The organism is Bradyrhizobium sp. CSA207, from assembly GCF_029051685.1.
In the GTDB taxonomy this organism is placed as follows: domain Bacteria; phylum Pseudomonadota; class Alphaproteobacteria; order Rhizobiales; family Xanthobacteraceae; genus Bradyrhizobium.
In genome coordinates this window covers 57,706-74,365 of the sequence record NZ_JAACFT010000022.1, presented here as the reverse complement: position 1 = coordinate 74,365, position 16,660 = coordinate 57,706, and the positions used below count along the sequence as shown (strand labels likewise).

Sequence of the window (16,660 nt, the reverse complement as noted above, 5' to 3'; positions counted from 1 at the left end):
CGGGTCAGCGTCTCTGCAGCAACAGGTTTCCCGGATTGCGCTTCGCTCCATCCGGGCTACGGGACGACGGCGGGAGTTAGGACTCCCTTACCCGCATCAACAACCCTAGCCCCGCGACGAAGAACACCACCAGCACCGCCATGCCGGCCTTCTGGCTCGCGGTGATGGCCGTGATCGCGCCGATCAGCAGGGGCCCGATGAAGGACGTCACCTTTCCGGTCAGCGCGAACAAGCCGAAATACTGCGCGATGCGATCTTTCGGCGCGAGGCGGATCAGCAGCGTGCGCGAGGCGGCCTGAAGCGGACCGCCGGCGGCGCCGATCAGGCAGCCCAGCACGAGGTAGGCGCGCTCGGCCGCGCCAGCGAACAGCGCGCCGCCCGGTACGGGAGGAGCGACCTTGATGAAGAAAATCGAATCCTTGTCGACCAGCAGGATCGCCGCGAGCGACAGCAGCAGGATCAGCATGCTGCCCGTGATCACGCGCTTCGGCCCGAGCAGATCGTCGAGCTTGCCGCCGAGCCACGCACCAAAGGTGCCCGCGACCGCCAGCATGATGCCGAACGTGCCGATCTGGATCGTGTGCCAGCCAAAAGTGCCGGCGGCATAGATGCCGCCGAACGCGAACAGCGACACCAGGCCATCGGTGTAGATCATGTTGGCGAGAAGAAACGCCGCGAGCGACTTCTGCTTTGGCAATTCGCCGAGCGATCGCTTCAGGTCGGAAAGGCCCTCGCGCAGTGCTGCGCGCACCGGGCGTTTGGCCGGGTAGTCCGGCGTGAACAGGAACATCGGCGTCACGAAGATGATGAACCACAATCCCGTCAGCGGTCCGGTGATGCGGTCGCCCTGGTGGGTCACAGGATCGAGCCCGAACAGCGGCGTGAATCCAAGAAGCGTGCGCCCGGTCTCTGGATTGGCGGCGAGAAAGCCGAGCACGATGATCAAGCTGACGATGCCGCCGACATAGCCGGTTGCCCAGCCGGTGCCGGAAAGTCGCCCGATCCGCTCCGGCGGCACCAGGGTCGGCATCATCGCGTTGTTGAAGACGGTCGCGAACTCCGCTCCGACGCTGGCGAGCGCAAAGGCGGTGAGCAGCGGCGGAATGATGCCGGGGTCGCCGGGCTTACCGATCCACATCGCGCTGGCACCGAGCACCAGGATCGCGCCGAATGTCGCGATCCACGGCTTGCGCCGGCCCGACGCGTCGGCGATGGCGCCAAGCACCGGCGACAGCAGCGCGATGACCATGCCGGCCGCGGCGGCGGCAAATCCCCACAACGATTGTCCCGTGGCGGGATCTGGCGCGATGCTGGTCGCGAAATAGGGCGCGAACACGAAGGTCGTGATCAGCGTGAAATAGGGCTGCGCAGCCCAATCAAAGAAGATCCAGCTGATGACGGCGGCGCGCGGCGGATAGCTTAGCTCTGTTTCGGCCAGACGCACGTCCGAGGCGATCGTCGTCATCATTCAATTCCCATCACGAACAGTTTTGCCTCTGTTGGCGCAAACCGTATAGCATTATAGCGACGCGTGTGAATTAGCCGGAAGCCTTTGCGGAAGTTTGATGATGTCCTCATTGTCGACACGGCGGACGTTTTTCGCATTCATTGCTGCTGTGGCGCTTGGTCTGGCGCCAGCCACCGCGCAGGACGCGCGGCGGGCCTATGTTCCACCGGCGCTCGACACGGTGCGCGCGGTTGCCGCCGAGCACGGCATGGTGGTGGCGCAGGAGAAGATATCTGCGCAAGTGGGCGCTGACATCCTGCGGCGCGGCGGCAATGCGGTCGACGCCGCGGTCGCGACCGGCTTTGCGATGGCCGTCACCTATCCGCGCGCCGGCAATATTGGCGGCGGCGGCTTCATGGTGATCCATTCGGCCGCGCGCAACGAGGACATCGCGATCGACTACCGCGAGACCGCGCCGGCGGCAACGACGACGCAAATCTTCCTCGGACCGGACGGCAGGCCCGATGCAGTGAAGTCGCGCGATTCCGCGCTCGGCATCGGCGTGCCCGGCACTGTGGCGGGACTCGCGCTGGCGCTGGAGAAATACGGCTCGGGCCAGTTCACGCTGGCGCAGTTGCTGGAGCCCGCGATCGCGCTCGCCCGCGACGGATTCGTTCTCGGCGACGATATCGCCGATACGTTGCCGGCCTGGCACCGGCGGCTCGCGCGCTGGCCTTCCTCGGCCAAAATCTTCTCGCGGCCCGATGGCACGCCGCTTCGCGAAGGCGACCGGCTGGTGCAGGGCGATCTTGCCGAAACGCTGTCGGCCATTGCGGCGCAGGGATCGCGCGGCTTCTATGAGGGGCCGGTCGCAGACAAGCTCGCCAAGGCCGTCTCCGACGCCGGCGGCATCATGACATCAGCTGATCTGAAAGCCTATCAGGCGGTGATCCGCGCACCCGTGCGCGGCACCTATCGCGGCTATGACATCGTCTCGATGCCGCTGCCCTCGTCCGGCGGCGTGGTGCTGGCAGAGACCCTCAACATCCTCGAAGGCTTTCAGCTTGCGGAGCTGAAACAGGGGTCGCCGGCGTCGCTGCACCTCCTCATCGAAGCCATGAAGCGCGCCTATGCGGACCGCGCGCGCTATCTCGGCGATCCCGCCTTCGTCAACGCGCCGATCGATACTCTGATTGCGAAGGACTACGCGGCCAGGCTGCGCGCGACCATTTCTACCAGCCGCGCCACGCCGTCGAGCAAACTCGTCTCCGCCGGAGCATCGCCGCGCGAGGGCAGCAACACCACGCATTTCTCCGTGGTCGATGCCCGCGGCAACGCCGTCAGCAGCACCTATACGCTCAATTTCAGCTATGGCGTCGGCCTCGTCGCCGAGGGCACCGGCGTGCTGCTCAACAACGAGCTCGACGATTTCACCGCGGCGGTTGGCGCCTCCAATGCCTATGGTCTCGTCGGCTTCGAACCCAATCTGCCAGGGCCCGGCAAGCGGCCGCTGTCCTCGATGTCGCCGACCATCGTGCTGAAGGACGGCAAGCCGGTTCTGGTGACGGGCTCGCCCGGCGGCAGCCGCATCATCTCCACCGTGCTCCAGGTGATCGTCAATGTTCTCGACTACAGGATGGACGTGGCCGCCGCCGTTGCCGCGCCGCGGCTGCATCACCAATGGCTGCCGGACGAGGTGCGCATCGAACGCGGCTTTCCCGAGGATGTCCTGTTCGAGCTGAAGGCGATGGACCATCTCATCGTCGAGCCGATGGGACAAACCTCCGCCAATTCGATTCTCGTGACCGCCAACGGCCCGCTCGGCGCGCCTGATCCGCGTACGCGGGGGGCGGAAGCAGCGGGGCAGTAACCCGGCCCCGGCGGGCCGCGTGCTGCACGCGGACCAGCGGTATAGATAACTACCGTCCCACTTGGTACGGCCCGCCCTTTTCCAGCGCGCGGCTGTACGCCGGCCGCGCATGGATGCGTTCGAGGAACGCCATCGCCCTGGGATGTCCTTGCTCGAGCCCGCCGCGCGCCTGGGCGGCCTCGAGCGGGAAGCTCATCTGGATATCGGCCGCGGTGAACTCGTTGCCGGCGAACCACTCGGTTTTTCCGAGCTCGCCTTCCCAATAATCCATGTGCTGCTTGATCTGCGGATTGACCAGCGCGGTCAATGCCTGGTTCGAGACCTTGCGCACCAGGGGCCGCAGCAAGGCGGGCGCGCGCTTTGGCATCAGCGTGAACAACAGCTTCAGCAGCAGCGGCTGCATCGCCGAGCCTTCGGCATAGTGCAGCCAGTAGGTGAAGCGCAGCCGCTCGGGCGTGTTCGGCGGCGGGATCAGCCGGCCGTTGCCGTAGGTCGCGATGAGATATTCGATGATCGCGCCGGACTCGGCGATGGTGTTGCCGTTGTCGGTGATGACGGGCGACTTGCCGAGCGGGTGGATGGCGCGCAACTCCTTCGGCGCACGCATGTCGGGCTGGCGCTGATAGCGCACGATCTCGTAGGGCACCGCTAGCTCCTCGAGCAACCAAAGCACCCGCTGTGAGCGTGAATTGTTGAGGTGGTGAACGGTCAGCATCGCGTGGTCCCCAGCTTGATCGATCGGCCGCGCGTTCGTGCCAGCCCGGGAAGGCAATGTCGAGCCATCCGGACGAATAATTTCACCCGGATATATTGACGTTGATAATTTACCCGGGTATTAAGGGCCAACGTTCATCAATATGGCAATGATCTCGATGCAAAGGACTTTCACCGCTTTCCAAGGCCAGCGCCGCCTGGCGTCCGGACCGGCAGGAGAGGTCGCGCTGGTCGTCAAGCGGATGGCACCACTGCCGGACGAGCCCATCATCATCTTTGAGGACGGCACCGGCCGGTCGATCGACTTCGATCTGCGCGGCGGGGATCGCGAGGTGCTGGCGCGGCTGGCGAAGCTTGTCCCGCCCGCAATTGAGGAGACCACACCACCGAGCGAACCGCGCGGCCGGGGGCGGCCGAAGCTCGGGGTGGTCGCCCGCGAGGTGACGCTATTGCCGCGCCACTGGGAGTGGCTCGGCGCCCAGCCCGGCGGCGCGTCGGTCGCGCTGCGAAAGCTCGTCGACGAGGCGCGGCGTGTGAGCGGCGACAAGGACCGCGCGCGGCAGGCGCGCGATGCGGCCTACCACTTCATGTCGACCATGGCGGGCAACCTGCCGCAGTTCGAGGAAGCTTCGCGCGCGCTGTTCGCGGATGACCGGCGCCGCTTCAGCGGACTGATCGCCAACTGGCCCGCCGACGTCCGCGACCACATCGTCAAGCTCGCCTATAGCGATCGCGCCTGAAGCGAGGAACTTGCGTGCTTGCTACGATGGCGCAAGCGGCCGATCCGGCGACTGATCTGACGGGATCATCAAGGTATTACGACCGTCATTAAACGGTGGACCGGTGGTGCGCCCTGCGCCACAATGTGACAAAAGCGATGTCAGGGAGAACGATTTTGACCCGCACAGCCCCGCAATTCCTGTTCGATTTCGGCAGCCCGAACGCCTATCTCAGCCATCTGGCGATCCCGGCGATCGAGCAGCGGATCGGCGTCAAGTTCGAATACGTACCGATCCTGCTCGGCGGCATCTTCAAATCGACCAACAACAAGTCGCCGGCCGAAACCCTCGCCGGCATTAAGAACAAGCGCGAATTCCACGCGGTCGAGACCGAGCGCTTCATCAGGCGTTTCCAGGTTCCGCCCTATGTCATGAATCCCTTCTTCCCCGTCAACACGCTGAACCTGATGCGCGCGGCGATCGCGGCGCAGCGCGAGGGCGTGTTCGAAAAATATGTCGACGCCGCCTTCCATCACATGTGGCGCGAGCCGAAAAAGATGGACGATCCGGAAGTCGCAACGAAGGCGCTCGCATCCTCCGGCCTCGATGCCCAAAAGCTGTTCTCCCGCGCCCAGGAGCCCGAGGTGAAAGCAAAACTGATCAAGAATACGGAGGAGGCGGTGGCCCGCGGTGCGTTCGGCTCGCCGACCTTCTTCGTCGGCAACGAGATGTTCTTCGGCAAGGAGCAGCTGCGCGAGGTCGAGGAAATGGTGTCGGGGGAGTAGGCCTTCATTCCCCGACGACAGAATGTGATCGCGGTAACATTCTGGATTGCTTCGCTTCGCTCGCAATGACGATTATAGGTAGACCGCAAAGAGCGACAACAAGGAAGATCCCATGCGTATCCTCGTGGTCGGCGCCGGCGCCATCGGCGGCTATTTTGGTGGCAGGCTTTTGCAGGCCGGCCGCGACGTCACCTTTCTGGTCCGGCCAAGACGCGCCGCCGAGCTTGCGAGCGCCGGCCTCGTCATCAAAAGCCCGAATGGCGACGTGACGCTGAAGGATCCGCCGCGGGTCGAGGCCGACAAGCTCAAGGACAAGTTCGACGTCGTGCTGCTGAGCTGCAAGGCGTTCGACCTCGACGACGCCATCAAGTCGTTTGCGGCGGCCGTCGGCACGAACACCGCGATCATCCCGATGCTCAACGGCATGAAGCATCTCGACGCGCTCGACCAGAAGTTCGGCGCCGAGCGCGTGCTCGGCGGGCTCTGCGCCATCGCCGCGACGCTGAACGAGAAGCGCGAGGTGGTGCAGCTCCAGCCGATGCAGTCGATCAATTACGGCGAGCGCGACGGCAAGCTGTCGGACCGGGTCAAGGCGATCGACGAGACCTTCAAGAGCGGCATCAATGGCGCCACGGCCAGCCAGAACATCATGCAGGACATGTGGGAGAAATGGGTGTTCCTCTCCTCGCTCGCGGCCTCGACCAGCCTGATGCGCACCTCCGTCGGCAACATCCTTGCCGTTCCCGGCGGCAAGGATTTCCTGCTCGGCATGCTAGACGAGACCAGCGCCGTCGCAGCCGCGTCAGGCTATCCGCCGGGAGGCCCGTTCTTCGAACGGGTCAAGGGTCTGCTCACCACCGAGGGCTCGCCGATGACGGCGTCGATGTTCCGCGACGTCCAGGCAGGCCTTCCGGTCGAGGCCGATCACGTCATCGGGGATCTCATCGCGCGCGGCGATGCCGCCAAGGTCCCGGTGCCGAAGCTGCGCATCGCCTATACGCATCTGAAGGCGTATGAGAAGCAGCGGGCGAGTAGCTAGCCCAGCACTCCGCTATCGTCCCGGACAAGCGAACGAAGTGAGCGCTGATCCGGGACGACGGCGGTGTTTGCCGCTTGCAGCCTTTGCTACTGCAGATGCGCCAGATAGTGCGCCAGCGCGGTGATCTCTTCTTCGCTGAGGGAGTAGGCGATTTCGGCCATGGCTGCGCCGGCACCGCCGACGCGCTGGCTTGTCCTGTAGTCGTGCAGCGCTTTCACGAGATATTCCTCGCGCTGGCCGGCGAGGCGCGCCACCGCCTTGGTGCCGGCATAGCTGTCGGTGTGGCATGAGGCGCAGCGGCGGCCGGCGGCGGCTTGCGCACCCTTCTTCGACAGATCGGGATCGTCGTCACCCGGACTCTTCGGCGGCGTCAACGAGGCGAAATAGGCGCCGAGATTGCGGATGTCCTCGTTGTTGATCTGCTCCACGATCGGCTGCATCTGCTCGTTCTTGCGCGAGCCGGCGCGGAAGAACACGAGCTGCCATTGCAGGTATTGATCGGGCTGGCCGGCGAGCGAGGGGATGTTCTCCATCTGCGAGATGCCGTTGTCGCCGTGGCAGCCGGCGCAGATTTCGGCCTTGGCTTTGCCGGCGGCGACATCGGCGGCGTCGGCGGCCGGCGCCATCAGGAACACCGCCGATAGAATTCCGAACCAAACGACCCGCATGGCTGACTTCTCCGACTGTCATTGCCGGGCTTGACCCGGCAATCCATCGCGTTTGCAGAAAGAGTTTCTTGTTTGATGGATGCCCGGATCAAGTCCGGGCATGACGAAGGTGTTCCTTTGCGAGGCGTTCGCGAGCAAACGTGACTGCGGCGCCTCACAGCCACCGCAGCCCCAGACCGTCGAACGTTACTTCCTGCTGTAGCTGATGCGGTAGATCGCGCCGGCCCAGTCGTCGGCGACGAGGATAGAGCCATCCTTGGCGAGGATGATATCGTCGGGGCGGCCGAGATAGCCCTGGTCGCCCTCGAGCCAGCCGGAGGCGAACACCTCCTGCTTGGCGTTCTTGCCGTCGGGCCCGACGATCACCCGCATGATGCGTGCGCCCTGATACTTGTGACGATTCCAGGAGCCGTGCTCGGCGATCAGGATGTTGTTCTTGTACTCAGGCGGAAATTGATCGCCGGTATAGAACTTCATGCCGAGCGGAGCGACATGGGCGCCGAGGTTCAGCACGGGCGGCGTGAACTCGGAGCACTTGTGACCCATCGCAAATTTCGGATCGGGCAGGTCGCCCTGGTGACAATAGGGATAGCCGAAGTGCTCACCAATCTTGCTGATCATGTTCAGCTTGTCGCTGGGCAGATCGTCACTGACCCAATCGCGCGCGTTCTCGGTGAACCAGAGCTTGCCGGTGCGCGGATCGACGTCGCCGCCGACCGAGTTGCGAACGCCGAGCGCCCAGATTTCGGCGTTGCCGGTCTTAGGATCTACGCGCCGGATCTGCGACACGCTGGTCGGGGGAACGCCGATGTTGAAGGGCGGTCCGAACGGAATGTAGAACCAGCCTTCCTTGTCGACCGCGATGTATTTCCAGCCATGCGCGGCATAGGACGGCATGTCGTCATAGACGACCTTGCCCTCGCCGAGCTTGTCCAGATTGGCTTCCGCATTGTCGTAGCGGATCAGCTTGTCGACCGCGATGACGTAGAGCGCGCCGTCCTTGAAGGCGAGACCAGTGGGCATGTTCAGCCCCTTGAGGATGGTCTTGACCTCTTTCTTGCCGTTGTTGTCCTTGATCGCATAAACGTTGCCGAGGCCGAACGAGCCGACGAACAGCGTGCCCTTGTCACCCCAGGCCATCTGCCGCGCGGCGAGAACGCCGGGCGCGAAGACTTCGATCTTGAAGCCCGGCGGCAGCTTGATCTTCTTCATCATCGCGGCGAGCTCGGCCTCCGATGCGCCGGTCGGCGGCCCCGACGGCGGCGCCAGGCCTTTCTGCGCCTCGGTCTCGTCGCCGAGGAACCAGTCATCCGGCGGATGTGTCCAGAACTCCTTGGTGCCGGATTCGTATTTCTTCAGCGGCTTGTTCTTGTCCTGCTGCTGCGCATGACCGACGCTTGTCCCCGCAAGAAGGGCAACCGCTGCAAGCGCCAGGACGGATTGAAAGACGGATTGAAAGACGGATCGATGGAACGTCATCGCGTCACTCCCCTAAGGCAGCCATCTGGGCTGCACGTTATTTTGTTTTATTCATCGAGAGGCGAGGTTTGGCGTCTGTCGAGAGGGCAGACGCAGAAAGGTTAGCACATCCGCGAGCGCTGAGAAGCGCGTCGCGCGCACTGCGGTTGCGCTCAATATGAATTGAGACGGATTTTCGCTCGAGGCGAACGCGCGATGACGACGACCTCGCCGCAACGCGGAATCAGCAAGCCGCGCGGCTCATTTGCAGGCAGCACCGGCGCCGCGCCAAACAAAAGTCGCGAAAACAACCCCATGCACAGTAGAAAGGCTCAGGCCAAGCTGTGCCCGGTGACACCAGGCATACATTTGACGCATCGAGCAAAACAGCAAAAGCGGCGATCACGAGGCGACGGGGTAAGGCCCGTCGTCGAATGTCGTCTCATGATAGCCTTTTGAGCCGACCTCGCGCGCCAGCGCGCTGCGGAAATCCTGTCCGGTGCGAAGGCTGCTCAGGACATGAGCAAAGTCGAATTCGGGACGCCAGCCCAATTCGCGCCGCGCGCGATCGTTGACATAGACCCGATCGATCTGCGGGAACAATTGCCAGCCGCGCGCCGCATAAAGCTCCGCGCAATCCGGATGGAGCTCGCGCACGAGACCTGCTGCGTCGCGGGCAAGCGCCGCGAGATGGTGCGGCTCGAACGGGCTGGTGGCGGAGACGATGTAACGGGCGAAGCCGATCGCCGGCGCGCGCTCGACGGCGGCAAGATGGGCGCTCACCGCGTCCGCGATATCAAGGCGGCGATAGAGCAGCTCATTGGCTTGCGCATTCTCCAGCGTGTAGGCAGAGCGCATCGCGGCATCGTCGTCATCTTCCGGGAAGAAGCGCGAGGTCCGCAGAATAACGACGGGGAGGCCGCGCTCGCGAAACAACAGCTCGCACAGCTTCTCCGCCATCAGCTTGGTCGTGCCGTAGATGTTTTTGGGCACCGGCGGCAGCTCCTCGGTGACCCACACCGCGGCCTGTCCCGCCTCCGGCCGCAGCTGCGAGCCGAATGCGCTGGTTGTGCTGGTGAAGACAAAGCTGCGCACCCCGGCGGCCACGGCAGCCTCGAGCAGGTTGAGGGTGCCGGTGACGTTGGTGTCGACGAATTGCTGTTTGGTGTGGGTCCCCACATGCGGCTTGTGCAGCGTCGCGGTGTGGATGATCGCGGTGACACCGTCCATCTGCCGCCGCACGAAGTCCGGATCAACGATCGAGCCGACGGCATCGGTGAAGGGCGATGCCTTCAGGTCTATCCCGCGGGCAGGCGAGCCCCGCCCGCGAAGCGTCCGGAGAATGGCCTCCCCAAGATGGCCAGCGCTGCCGGTGACGAGAATTGTCATGCGAGACCGATTGAACCCACCCGTCAACGGCGCAAAACCACCGTCCGTTCCGAGGCATTTAGTCGAGGTTTGCTCCGAATCTACCCATGCAGATAGAACGAAAGCAAACAAATTGACTGCGAAGACTGTTGGGGGGAGTGTAGATGCTGCCATGTCCATTCTATATTGACCGGGCATCCAGATGGTGACGCAGATGAAAAGCCCCATCCTAGTCCTGGCGACTGTAAATGCGCCGTATAGCAAAAAGCTAGACGCGCAGGAGCTTGTCCATTGTCTGCTGGATCCCTCTTCGGCGAAGGCGGCCTGCGGTCCGATGTCGTCGTTTTTTGGCGATGTTAAACCTGAATTGCAAATCGCGTTCGCTGAGATGTATGGCATCAGCCACGATCAACTGGTTGCCGCAGCGAAGGCGTTTGCCGAGTTTTCGGGGCAATCCTTTCAACTCGCAGCCTAACAAATGAGCGCTCAATCAGATTGGGCGGAACTTTTTCGCGTTGTGCGATGATCCGGCAAGTCAACGCCGAACAGGAAATCATTGATCGTTGGACGTTCGGCGGCGGCACAGCGATGATGCTGCAAATCGATCATCGGATAAGCCACGATATCGATATCTTTCTTCCGGACCCTCAATTTCTTCCCTTCCTCGATCCACAGAAGCATGACTTCAATTTCGAGATTAGGCCTGCTGACTACAATGGGGACGGCGCACGGTCCCTGAAGCTCGGCTTCGAATTTGGTGAGATCGATTTTATCGTCGCGCCGCCACTAACTTCCTCGCCGACGACGCAAGCGACAGTTGAGGGCGAAATGGTCCTCCTAGAGACAATCCCGGAAATCATTGCGAAGAAGATCTATTATCGGGGCAATAGCATCGCGCCGCGCGATATATTTGACATCGCGGCGGGCGGCGAAAAGCACGCTGAATCTATGATTAAGGAGCTGGCTAGCTATCGCGACTGCGTCGCAAGTACACTGGCCGCAATCGACAAGCTAAAGCCTGACTTTGTGAGCGCAGCGATCAATCAGCTCTCGATCAAAGACACATATAAGCTGATCGCCAACACAGCACTGGAAAAGACCAAAGACCTCCTTCGCGCTGTATAGCTTGGGCGAGGCGCCCTAAATTACAGGTTGGCCCCATTCCAGGTCCTGGGACTTCGAAAAGCCCGCCGTACGACCCACACCAAAAATCGTGGCAAAGGCTCTCCCCGGCAGGGATAGCCAACACATCCGTGGACGCTGGGGAAAAAATTGGAGCGGGCGAAGGGGCTCGAACCCTCGACCCCGACCTTGGCAAGGTCGTGCTCTACCACTGAGCTACACCCGCATCCTGTGTCGACCGCATGACGCGGCCGGCAACGGCTGTCGTATGCCAAAAGCGGACGGCGAATGCAACAGCTACCCGCGGCATAGATGCGCATTCGAAGCCCCATATGGACCCCGATTCCAGTCAAACCGGCCGAAAATGCGCCGGAACCTCCGAATCGGCCGGCATGGATTGAAATTCGGCCGCCCCGGCCCAAATTTAGGGGCCGACGGCGAAGCATATGGATTGGCGACGTGCTAAAGACCCGCCATTCCAGACATCAGACGAGGGGATCCCGTGACGATCATCGACCAGGGTAACGGAGCGGCGGGCCCGGCTTCGGCCGACCTGATCAAGGACACCACCACACAGACCTTCGTGAAGGACGTGATCGAGGAATCGAAGCGCCAACCGGTTCTGATCGACTTCTGGGCCGAATGGTGCGGCCCCTGCAAGCAGCTCACCCCCGCGCTGGAAAAGGCAGTCCGCGCGGCCAAGGGCAAGGTCAAGCTGGTCAAGATGAACATCGACCAGCATCCGGCGATTCCGGGCCAGATGGGCATCCAGTCGATCCCGGCCGTGATCGCCTTCGTCAATGGCCAGCCGGCCGACGGCTTCATGGGCGCGGTGCCGGAGAGCCAGGTCAACGCCTTCATCGAAAAGCTGACCAAGGGCGTGACCGCGCCGGGTGAGCTGAATGTCGCCGAAATCCTGCAAGAGGCCGAGGCCGTGCTCGCAGAGGGCGATGCGGAAGCCGCGGCGCAGATCTACGCCGAGGTGCTCTCGCACGATTCGACCAACATCGCCGCGCTCGCGGGGCTTGCCAAGTGCTACGTCGTCTCGGGCGCGATCGAGCAGGCCAAGCAGACGCTCGGCATGGTGCCGGAGTCCAAGCGCAGCGATGCCGCGGTGAAGGCGGTGCAGGCCTCGATCGACCTCGCTGAACAGGCCGAATCGCTAGGTCCGGTTGCCGAGCTGGAACAGAAAGTCGCCGCAAACCCGCTCGATCATCAGGCGCGATTCGACCTTGCGACCGCGCTCAACGCACAGGGCAGCCGGGCGGCGGCGACCGAGCAGTTGCTCGCGATCATCAAGCGCGACCGCAAATGGAACGACGACGGCGCCCGCAAGCAGCTCGTGCAGTTCTTCGAGGCCTGGGGCAGCGCCGATGATGCAACCGTCGAGGGACGCAAGCGATTGTCGACGATCCTGTTTTCGTAAGGCGCAAGCTGGCAAGTCCAGCGAGGGACCGGGCAGATGCCGATCAACATCGAATATCGCGGGCCCGCCGACCTTCCGGAGATCATTCCGGTGTTTCCGCTGCCGGGCGCGCTGCTGCTGCCGCGCGGCCAGATGCCGCTCAACATCTTCGAGCCGCGCTATCTTGCGATGGTCGACGATTCCTTGCGCGACGGTCATCGCCTGATCGGCATGATCCAGCCGGACATCGCGCATTCGCCGAAGAATTCCGACAAGCCGGCGCTGTTTCGCGTCGGCTGTGTCGGCCGCATCACCCAGCTCGCCGAATCCGGTGACGGCCGCTACATCCTCGAGCTCACCGGCGTCGCGCGGTTCAGGATAGTCGAAGAGCTCGAGGTGCTGACCGCCTACCGGCAATGCAAGGTGGACTTCTTCGCCTTCGCCGACGATTTCACCGCCCGCATGGGTGAGGACGAGGTCAACCGCGAGGCGCTGCTGGTGGCGCTGACGGATTTCTTGAAGGCCAACAACCTCAAGGTCGATTGGGAAGGCGTCGAGAGCGCGCCCAACGAGGCGCTCGTCAACGCGCTCGCAATGATGTCGCCCTATGGCCCGGCCGAGAAGCAGGCCATGCTGGAGGCGCCGGATTTGAAGACCCGCGCCGAGATTCTGATCGCGGTGACCGAGATGGACCTCGCCAAGAAGCGCACCTCCGGCGATCCACCGTTGCAGTGACGGCCCGAACGCTCACGCCGCACAGACGGCTGCTCCGGCATCTCGCGGCAGCATTTTTGCGATGCTGGATGCAGGCACCGGCCGGCTGAAATAATAGCCTTGTGTTTCGGCGCATCCCTCTTCACGCAGGATGTCCAGCTGCTCCTTGGTTTCGACGCCTTCGGCGGTCGTCGTCTTGCTCAAGCTGACTGCGAAACGAACCACTGCTCGCGCGAGATGGTGCGCCTCTGCCTTCGCGCTGGTCAGTTCGCTGACGAAGCTGCGGTCGATCTTGATCTTATCGAACGGGAATCTTTGCAGGAAGCTCAGTGAAGAATAGCCGGTGCCGAAATCGTCCAGGGCGATTCGCACCCCGAGCTGGCGCAGTTGGCCGAGGGCTGCGAACACAGCTTCGCTGTCATGCATGATCGCTGTCTCGGTAACCTCGAGCTCGAGCCGGTGCGGCGCAACGCCCGAACTCGCCAGCGCGCCGACAACGACCGGCACAAGCTCCTTGCTCCTGAATTGAGCGGGAGACAGGTTGATCGCGATGCTGAGATCGAGAGGCCATTTTGCGGCTTCCGCACAGGCCGTCCTCAAGACCCATTCTCCCAGCGGCACGATCAGGCCGGTCTCTTCCGCAAGCGGGATGAATTCGCCCGGCATGACCAGACCTCGCTGCGGGTGATGCCAGCGTAGCAAGGCCTCGAAGCCCATGGTCTTGCCGGTCGCGGCATCGACGAATGGCTGGTAGTAGAGCTCGAATTGACCGCCGGCAAGCGCATCCCGCAAGTCGCGCTCCAGATTACGTCGCGCATGCATGAACTCGTCGAGTTCCGGCTCGAAGAATCGGAATGCGCCACGTCCACCACTCTTGGCCGAGTAGAGAGCGAGATCGGCGCTCTTCATGATCGCGTCGGGATCATTGCCATCGCGCGGCGCGATGGCAATGCCGATGCTGGTGCCCACGGTGACCCGGTGATCGCCGAGATCGAAGGGTTCGCAAAGTGCCTTTCTGATGTTCTCGGCGAGGGTCGCGGCCTCCACGGCCGGGCTGGTCACGTAGTCGATCACCGCGAACTCGTCGCCGCCCAGTCGAGCGATCAGTGCCGTTTCCGTGGTGCATTCGCGCAAACGCGCCGCGACGGCGCGCAACAGGGAGTCGCCCGCCGGATGTCCAAGCGTATCGTTGACTTCCTTGAAGCGATCGAGGTCGAGCATGAGCACGGCCAGATCAAGGCCGCCATTGCGCGTCACTGCAATGGCGTGCTCCATCCGCTCTCTGAGCAGCACGCGATTTGGCAGGTCGGTCAACGCATCGTGTTGCGCCATATGAGTGATCTTGGCCTCGGACCGGCGTTGCTCCGTGACATCAAGATGCGTGGCCACCCACCCGCCGCCGGCCATCGGCTGCCGCGTGACGCAGATCAGGCGGCCATCCGCAAACTCGTCGATCCTGCTCGAGACTGCGTCGAATGGCAACGCGGCCAATTTCGAGATGAATTGCTTGGCAGCGCCTTCGCTGGCGTCGCCCTTGAGGATACCGTTCACAACACGATGGCTGATGATGTCGGCGTGCGGCGTCCCCGTTCGCAGCAGCTCCGCCGGCAGCCGATAGAGTAGAGCATAACGCTCGTTGCAGACGACAAGTCGCTTATCTGCATCGAACATGCAAAGGGCCTCGACCATGTTGTTGATGGCCGTGTCCAGCCGGATTTTCTGATCCTGGATTTCCTTTTGCGAATCCTCGACCTGTTGCCTGGCGAGCGAAAGCTCGCTGATGATTTCCTCGAATCTGCTGGTCCTGGTCGCAAGGCGGCGATCCGCCAGCACGCCGACAAAACTCATCCCGAGCACTGACAGAGCCACACCCGCAATTGCCACGGCGAGGAAGGCGGGAGAAAGCGACAAGGCGTCGCTGTTCAGCGTCGGGTCTGGAACGATCTGCACGGCCCCCATAGCCGTGAAATGATGCGACACGATAGCGAGCGTCAGCAGAAGCGCCGCGACCAGGGCCCCCCATTTATTCTTGCGACCCAGGGCGACGGCAAGTGCCGCGTAGCCCAGGACCATGCCGAGGACGATCGAGATGAGCACCAGCCCCGGCGACCAGGTCACGCGACCCGGCACTTCGAGGGCCCACATGCCCAGATAGTGCATGCTCGCAATACCGGCACCAATGATGCCGCCGCCGGCAGCCGCAGGCCACCGACCGGAATTACTGACTGCAACGCCAAAACCGCTGGAGGTCAGGATCATCGCCGCAGCGAGCGACAGAGCTGTCAGAGCGATGCCGTAACCCGTTGAGACGCCGGGCTCGTAGGCGAGCATTGCAACAAAATGCGTTGCCCAAATTCCATATCCGATGGCGGCGCCGGCGATCGCAATCCAGATCAGCCGCGTCCAGGCTCGCGACTCGATCGCGCGATGAAAGATGCTGATGGCCACAATACTCGCGGCGAAGCAAACCAGACCAGCGAGCACGACAAGCCGCCAATCGTGCTCTGCCGTGAGACAGGTAAAAACGCGGAACATCGAAATCGCTCCCTCGTCAATATTCTCGACGATTGATCCGATTGGACTTTCGTTGCGTTAATTTTGTGCAATGTCAGGTAGCGTACTTATCGAGAAGTAAACCCGACTCAACAATGGCTCCGGTTAGCGGTAGCCCGTGCGGGCGACGGGCTGAATTCCCGTGACACTACGGGTTCGACGAGCCCGGGACTCCGTCGGTGGACCCGCTCCTGCTTAGAGGTGCCCGCGGATGCGTTTGCGTCCGGTGATCATCGCGCGGATCAGGTTCTCGCGCTGGAGAACTGCCATCAGCACGACGCCCAGGACGTGCAGCACCACCAGGACGATGACGGCGTCCGACGCATAGGCGTGGGTGTCCTCGATCCACCAGACCCCGAAGAAGGCGACGGTCACCGACATCGCGCCTGTGACCGCCGAGACGATCAGTGACAAGAGCAGCGCCACCAGCATCAAGGTGCCGGCGGGATTGAGCCCGATATAGCGGCCGGTGATGCCGCGGCGCAGATTCCATAGGTAGCTTGGCGCCGCGCGAAGCCTGACCCCGACCATGCGAAAGCGCGAATAGCGGCTTCCCATAAAGCCCCAGACCAGGCGGAACGCCAGAAGCCCGATCACGAGATAGCCGACAATACGGTGAAGCCCGTCATAGACGGTGGGCGTGAACCACGCGACCAGGACGCAAACGGCGAGGATCCAGTGCCAGAGGCGCAACGGGAGGTCCCAGACTTCGACCGTCCGCGAAGCGGTTCGATCGGCGGGGGCCCGGTTGGGCGCCCCGCCCGCTTCTGGAACTGCTTGGACCATTAAACCCGATTC

The 16,660-nt window shown here is 62.9% G+C and carries 15 protein-coding genes and 1 tRNA gene; 8 read left to right on the top strand and 8 right to left on the bottom strand.

The genetic code is table 11. The features are described 5' to 3' along the window. Positions 1-76: 76 nt before the first annotated feature. The gene (locus GWG65_RS24480; RefSeq protein ID WP_275198119.1) at positions 77-1,465 is read right to left on the bottom strand and encodes an MFS transporter; all 1,389 of its coding nucleotides are present in this window, start codon (positions 1,463-1,465) and stop codon (positions 77-79) included. 100 nt (positions 1,466-1,565) lie between these two features. On the opposite strand from GWG65_RS24480, the gene ggt reads away from it, so the two are divergent. Beyond that, complete coding sequence (gene ggt, locus GWG65_RS24475; protein ID WP_275198118.1) at positions 1,566-3,317, top strand: gamma-glutamyltransferase; 1,752 nt, start codon at positions 1,566-1,568, stop codon at positions 3,315-3,317. A 49-nt stretch (positions 3,318-3,366) separates the two neighbouring features. Here the strand turns inward: ggt and GWG65_RS24470 are convergent, their stop codons facing one another. Next, entirely contained in the window at positions 3,367-4,032 is a 666-nt protein-coding gene (locus tag GWG65_RS24470; RefSeq protein ID WP_275198117.1) for a glutathione S-transferase, read from the bottom strand. Between the two features lie 142 nt (positions 4,033-4,174). Between GWG65_RS24470 and GWG65_RS24465 the strand changes: the two genes are divergently transcribed. The 3 genes from GWG65_RS24465 to panE all read left to right on the top strand — a co-directional run bounded on the left by GWG65_RS24465 (position 4,175) and on the right by panE (position 6,574). Further along, positions 4,175-4,771, top strand: coding sequence for a DUF2239 family protein (locus tag GWG65_RS24465; RefSeq protein ID WP_275198116.1), 597 nt, complete (start codon positions 4,175-4,177; stop codon positions 4,769-4,771). A gap of 155 nt (positions 4,772-4,926) precedes the next feature. Then, positions 4,927-5,535 carry a 2-hydroxychromene-2-carboxylate isomerase gene (locus GWG65_RS24460; protein WP_275198115.1) on the top strand — a complete coding sequence of 203 codons (609 nt, stop codon included), beginning with the start codon at positions 4,927-4,929 and terminating at the stop codon, positions 5,533-5,535. 112 nt (positions 5,536-5,647) lie between these two features. Then, positions 5,648-6,574 (top strand): 2-dehydropantoate 2-reductase, encoded by a 927-nt coding sequence (gene panE / locus GWG65_RS24455; protein WP_275198114.1) that lies wholly within the window; start codon positions 5,648-5,650, stop codon positions 6,572-6,574. Between the two features lie 86 nt (positions 6,575-6,660). Here the strand turns inward: panE and GWG65_RS24450 are convergent, their stop codons facing one another. From GWG65_RS24450 to GWG65_RS24440, 3 genes are all read right to left on the bottom strand, one after another. Further along, the gene (locus GWG65_RS24450; protein WP_275198113.1) at positions 6,661-7,242 is read right to left on the bottom strand and encodes a c-type cytochrome; all 582 of its coding nucleotides are present in this window, start codon (positions 7,240-7,242) and stop codon (positions 6,661-6,663) included. Between the two features lie 186 nt (positions 7,243-7,428). Beyond that, positions 7,429-8,721, bottom strand: coding sequence for a PQQ-dependent sugar dehydrogenase (locus GWG65_RS24445; protein ID WP_275198112.1), 1,293 nt, complete (start codon positions 8,719-8,721; stop codon positions 7,429-7,431). A 381-nt stretch (positions 8,722-9,102) separates the two neighbouring features. Continuing rightward, positions 9,103-10,089: an NAD(P)-dependent oxidoreductase gene (locus GWG65_RS24440; RefSeq protein WP_275198111.1), complete on the bottom strand. Its 987-nt coding sequence runs from the start codon at positions 10,087-10,089 to the stop codon at positions 9,103-9,105. Between the two features lie 193 nt (positions 10,090-10,282). Between GWG65_RS24440 and GWG65_RS24435 the strand changes: the two genes are divergently transcribed. Both GWG65_RS24435 and GWG65_RS24430 read left to right on the top strand, forming a co-directional pair. Continuing rightward, the gene (locus GWG65_RS24435; RefSeq protein WP_275198110.1) at positions 10,283-10,543 is read left to right on the top strand and encodes a hypothetical protein; all 261 of its coding nucleotides are present in this window, start codon (positions 10,283-10,285) and stop codon (positions 10,541-10,543) included. 47 nt (positions 10,544-10,590) lie between these two features. Next, complete coding sequence (locus GWG65_RS24430; protein ID WP_275198109.1) at positions 10,591-11,193, top strand: nucleotidyl transferase AbiEii/AbiGii toxin family protein; 603 nt, start codon at positions 10,591-10,593, stop codon at positions 11,191-11,193. Between the two features lie 148 nt (positions 11,194-11,341). On the opposite strand, the gene GWG65_RS24425 is transcribed toward GWG65_RS24430, so the two are convergent. Next, positions 11,342-11,416 (bottom strand) — tRNA-Gly (locus GWG65_RS24425). Positions 11,417-11,692: 276 nt separating this feature from the next. On the opposite strand from GWG65_RS24425, the gene trxA reads away from it, so the two are divergent. Together trxA and GWG65_RS24415 are read left to right on the top strand one after the other, a co-directional pair. Continuing rightward, entirely contained in the window at positions 11,693-12,616 is a 924-nt protein-coding gene (trxA, locus tag GWG65_RS24420; protein WP_275198108.1) for a thioredoxin, read from the top strand. Positions 12,617-12,652: 36 nt separating this feature from the next. Further along, the gene (locus GWG65_RS24415) at positions 12,653-13,330 is read left to right on the top strand and encodes an LON peptidase substrate-binding domain-containing protein (RefSeq protein ID WP_275198107.1); all 678 of its coding nucleotides are present in this window, start codon (positions 12,653-12,655) and stop codon (positions 13,328-13,330) included. Between the two features lie 12 nt (positions 13,331-13,342). Here the strand turns inward: GWG65_RS24415 and GWG65_RS24410 are convergent, their stop codons facing one another. Beyond that, entirely contained in the window at positions 13,343-15,844 is a 2,502-nt protein-coding gene (locus GWG65_RS24410) for an EAL domain-containing protein (protein WP_275198106.1), read from the bottom strand. Positions 15,845-16,057: 213 nt separating this feature from the next. After that, entirely contained in the window at positions 16,058-16,648 is a 591-nt protein-coding gene (locus GWG65_RS24405) for a cytochrome b/b6 domain-containing protein (RefSeq protein WP_275198105.1), read from the bottom strand. Positions 16,649-16,660 lie beyond the last annotated feature (12 nt).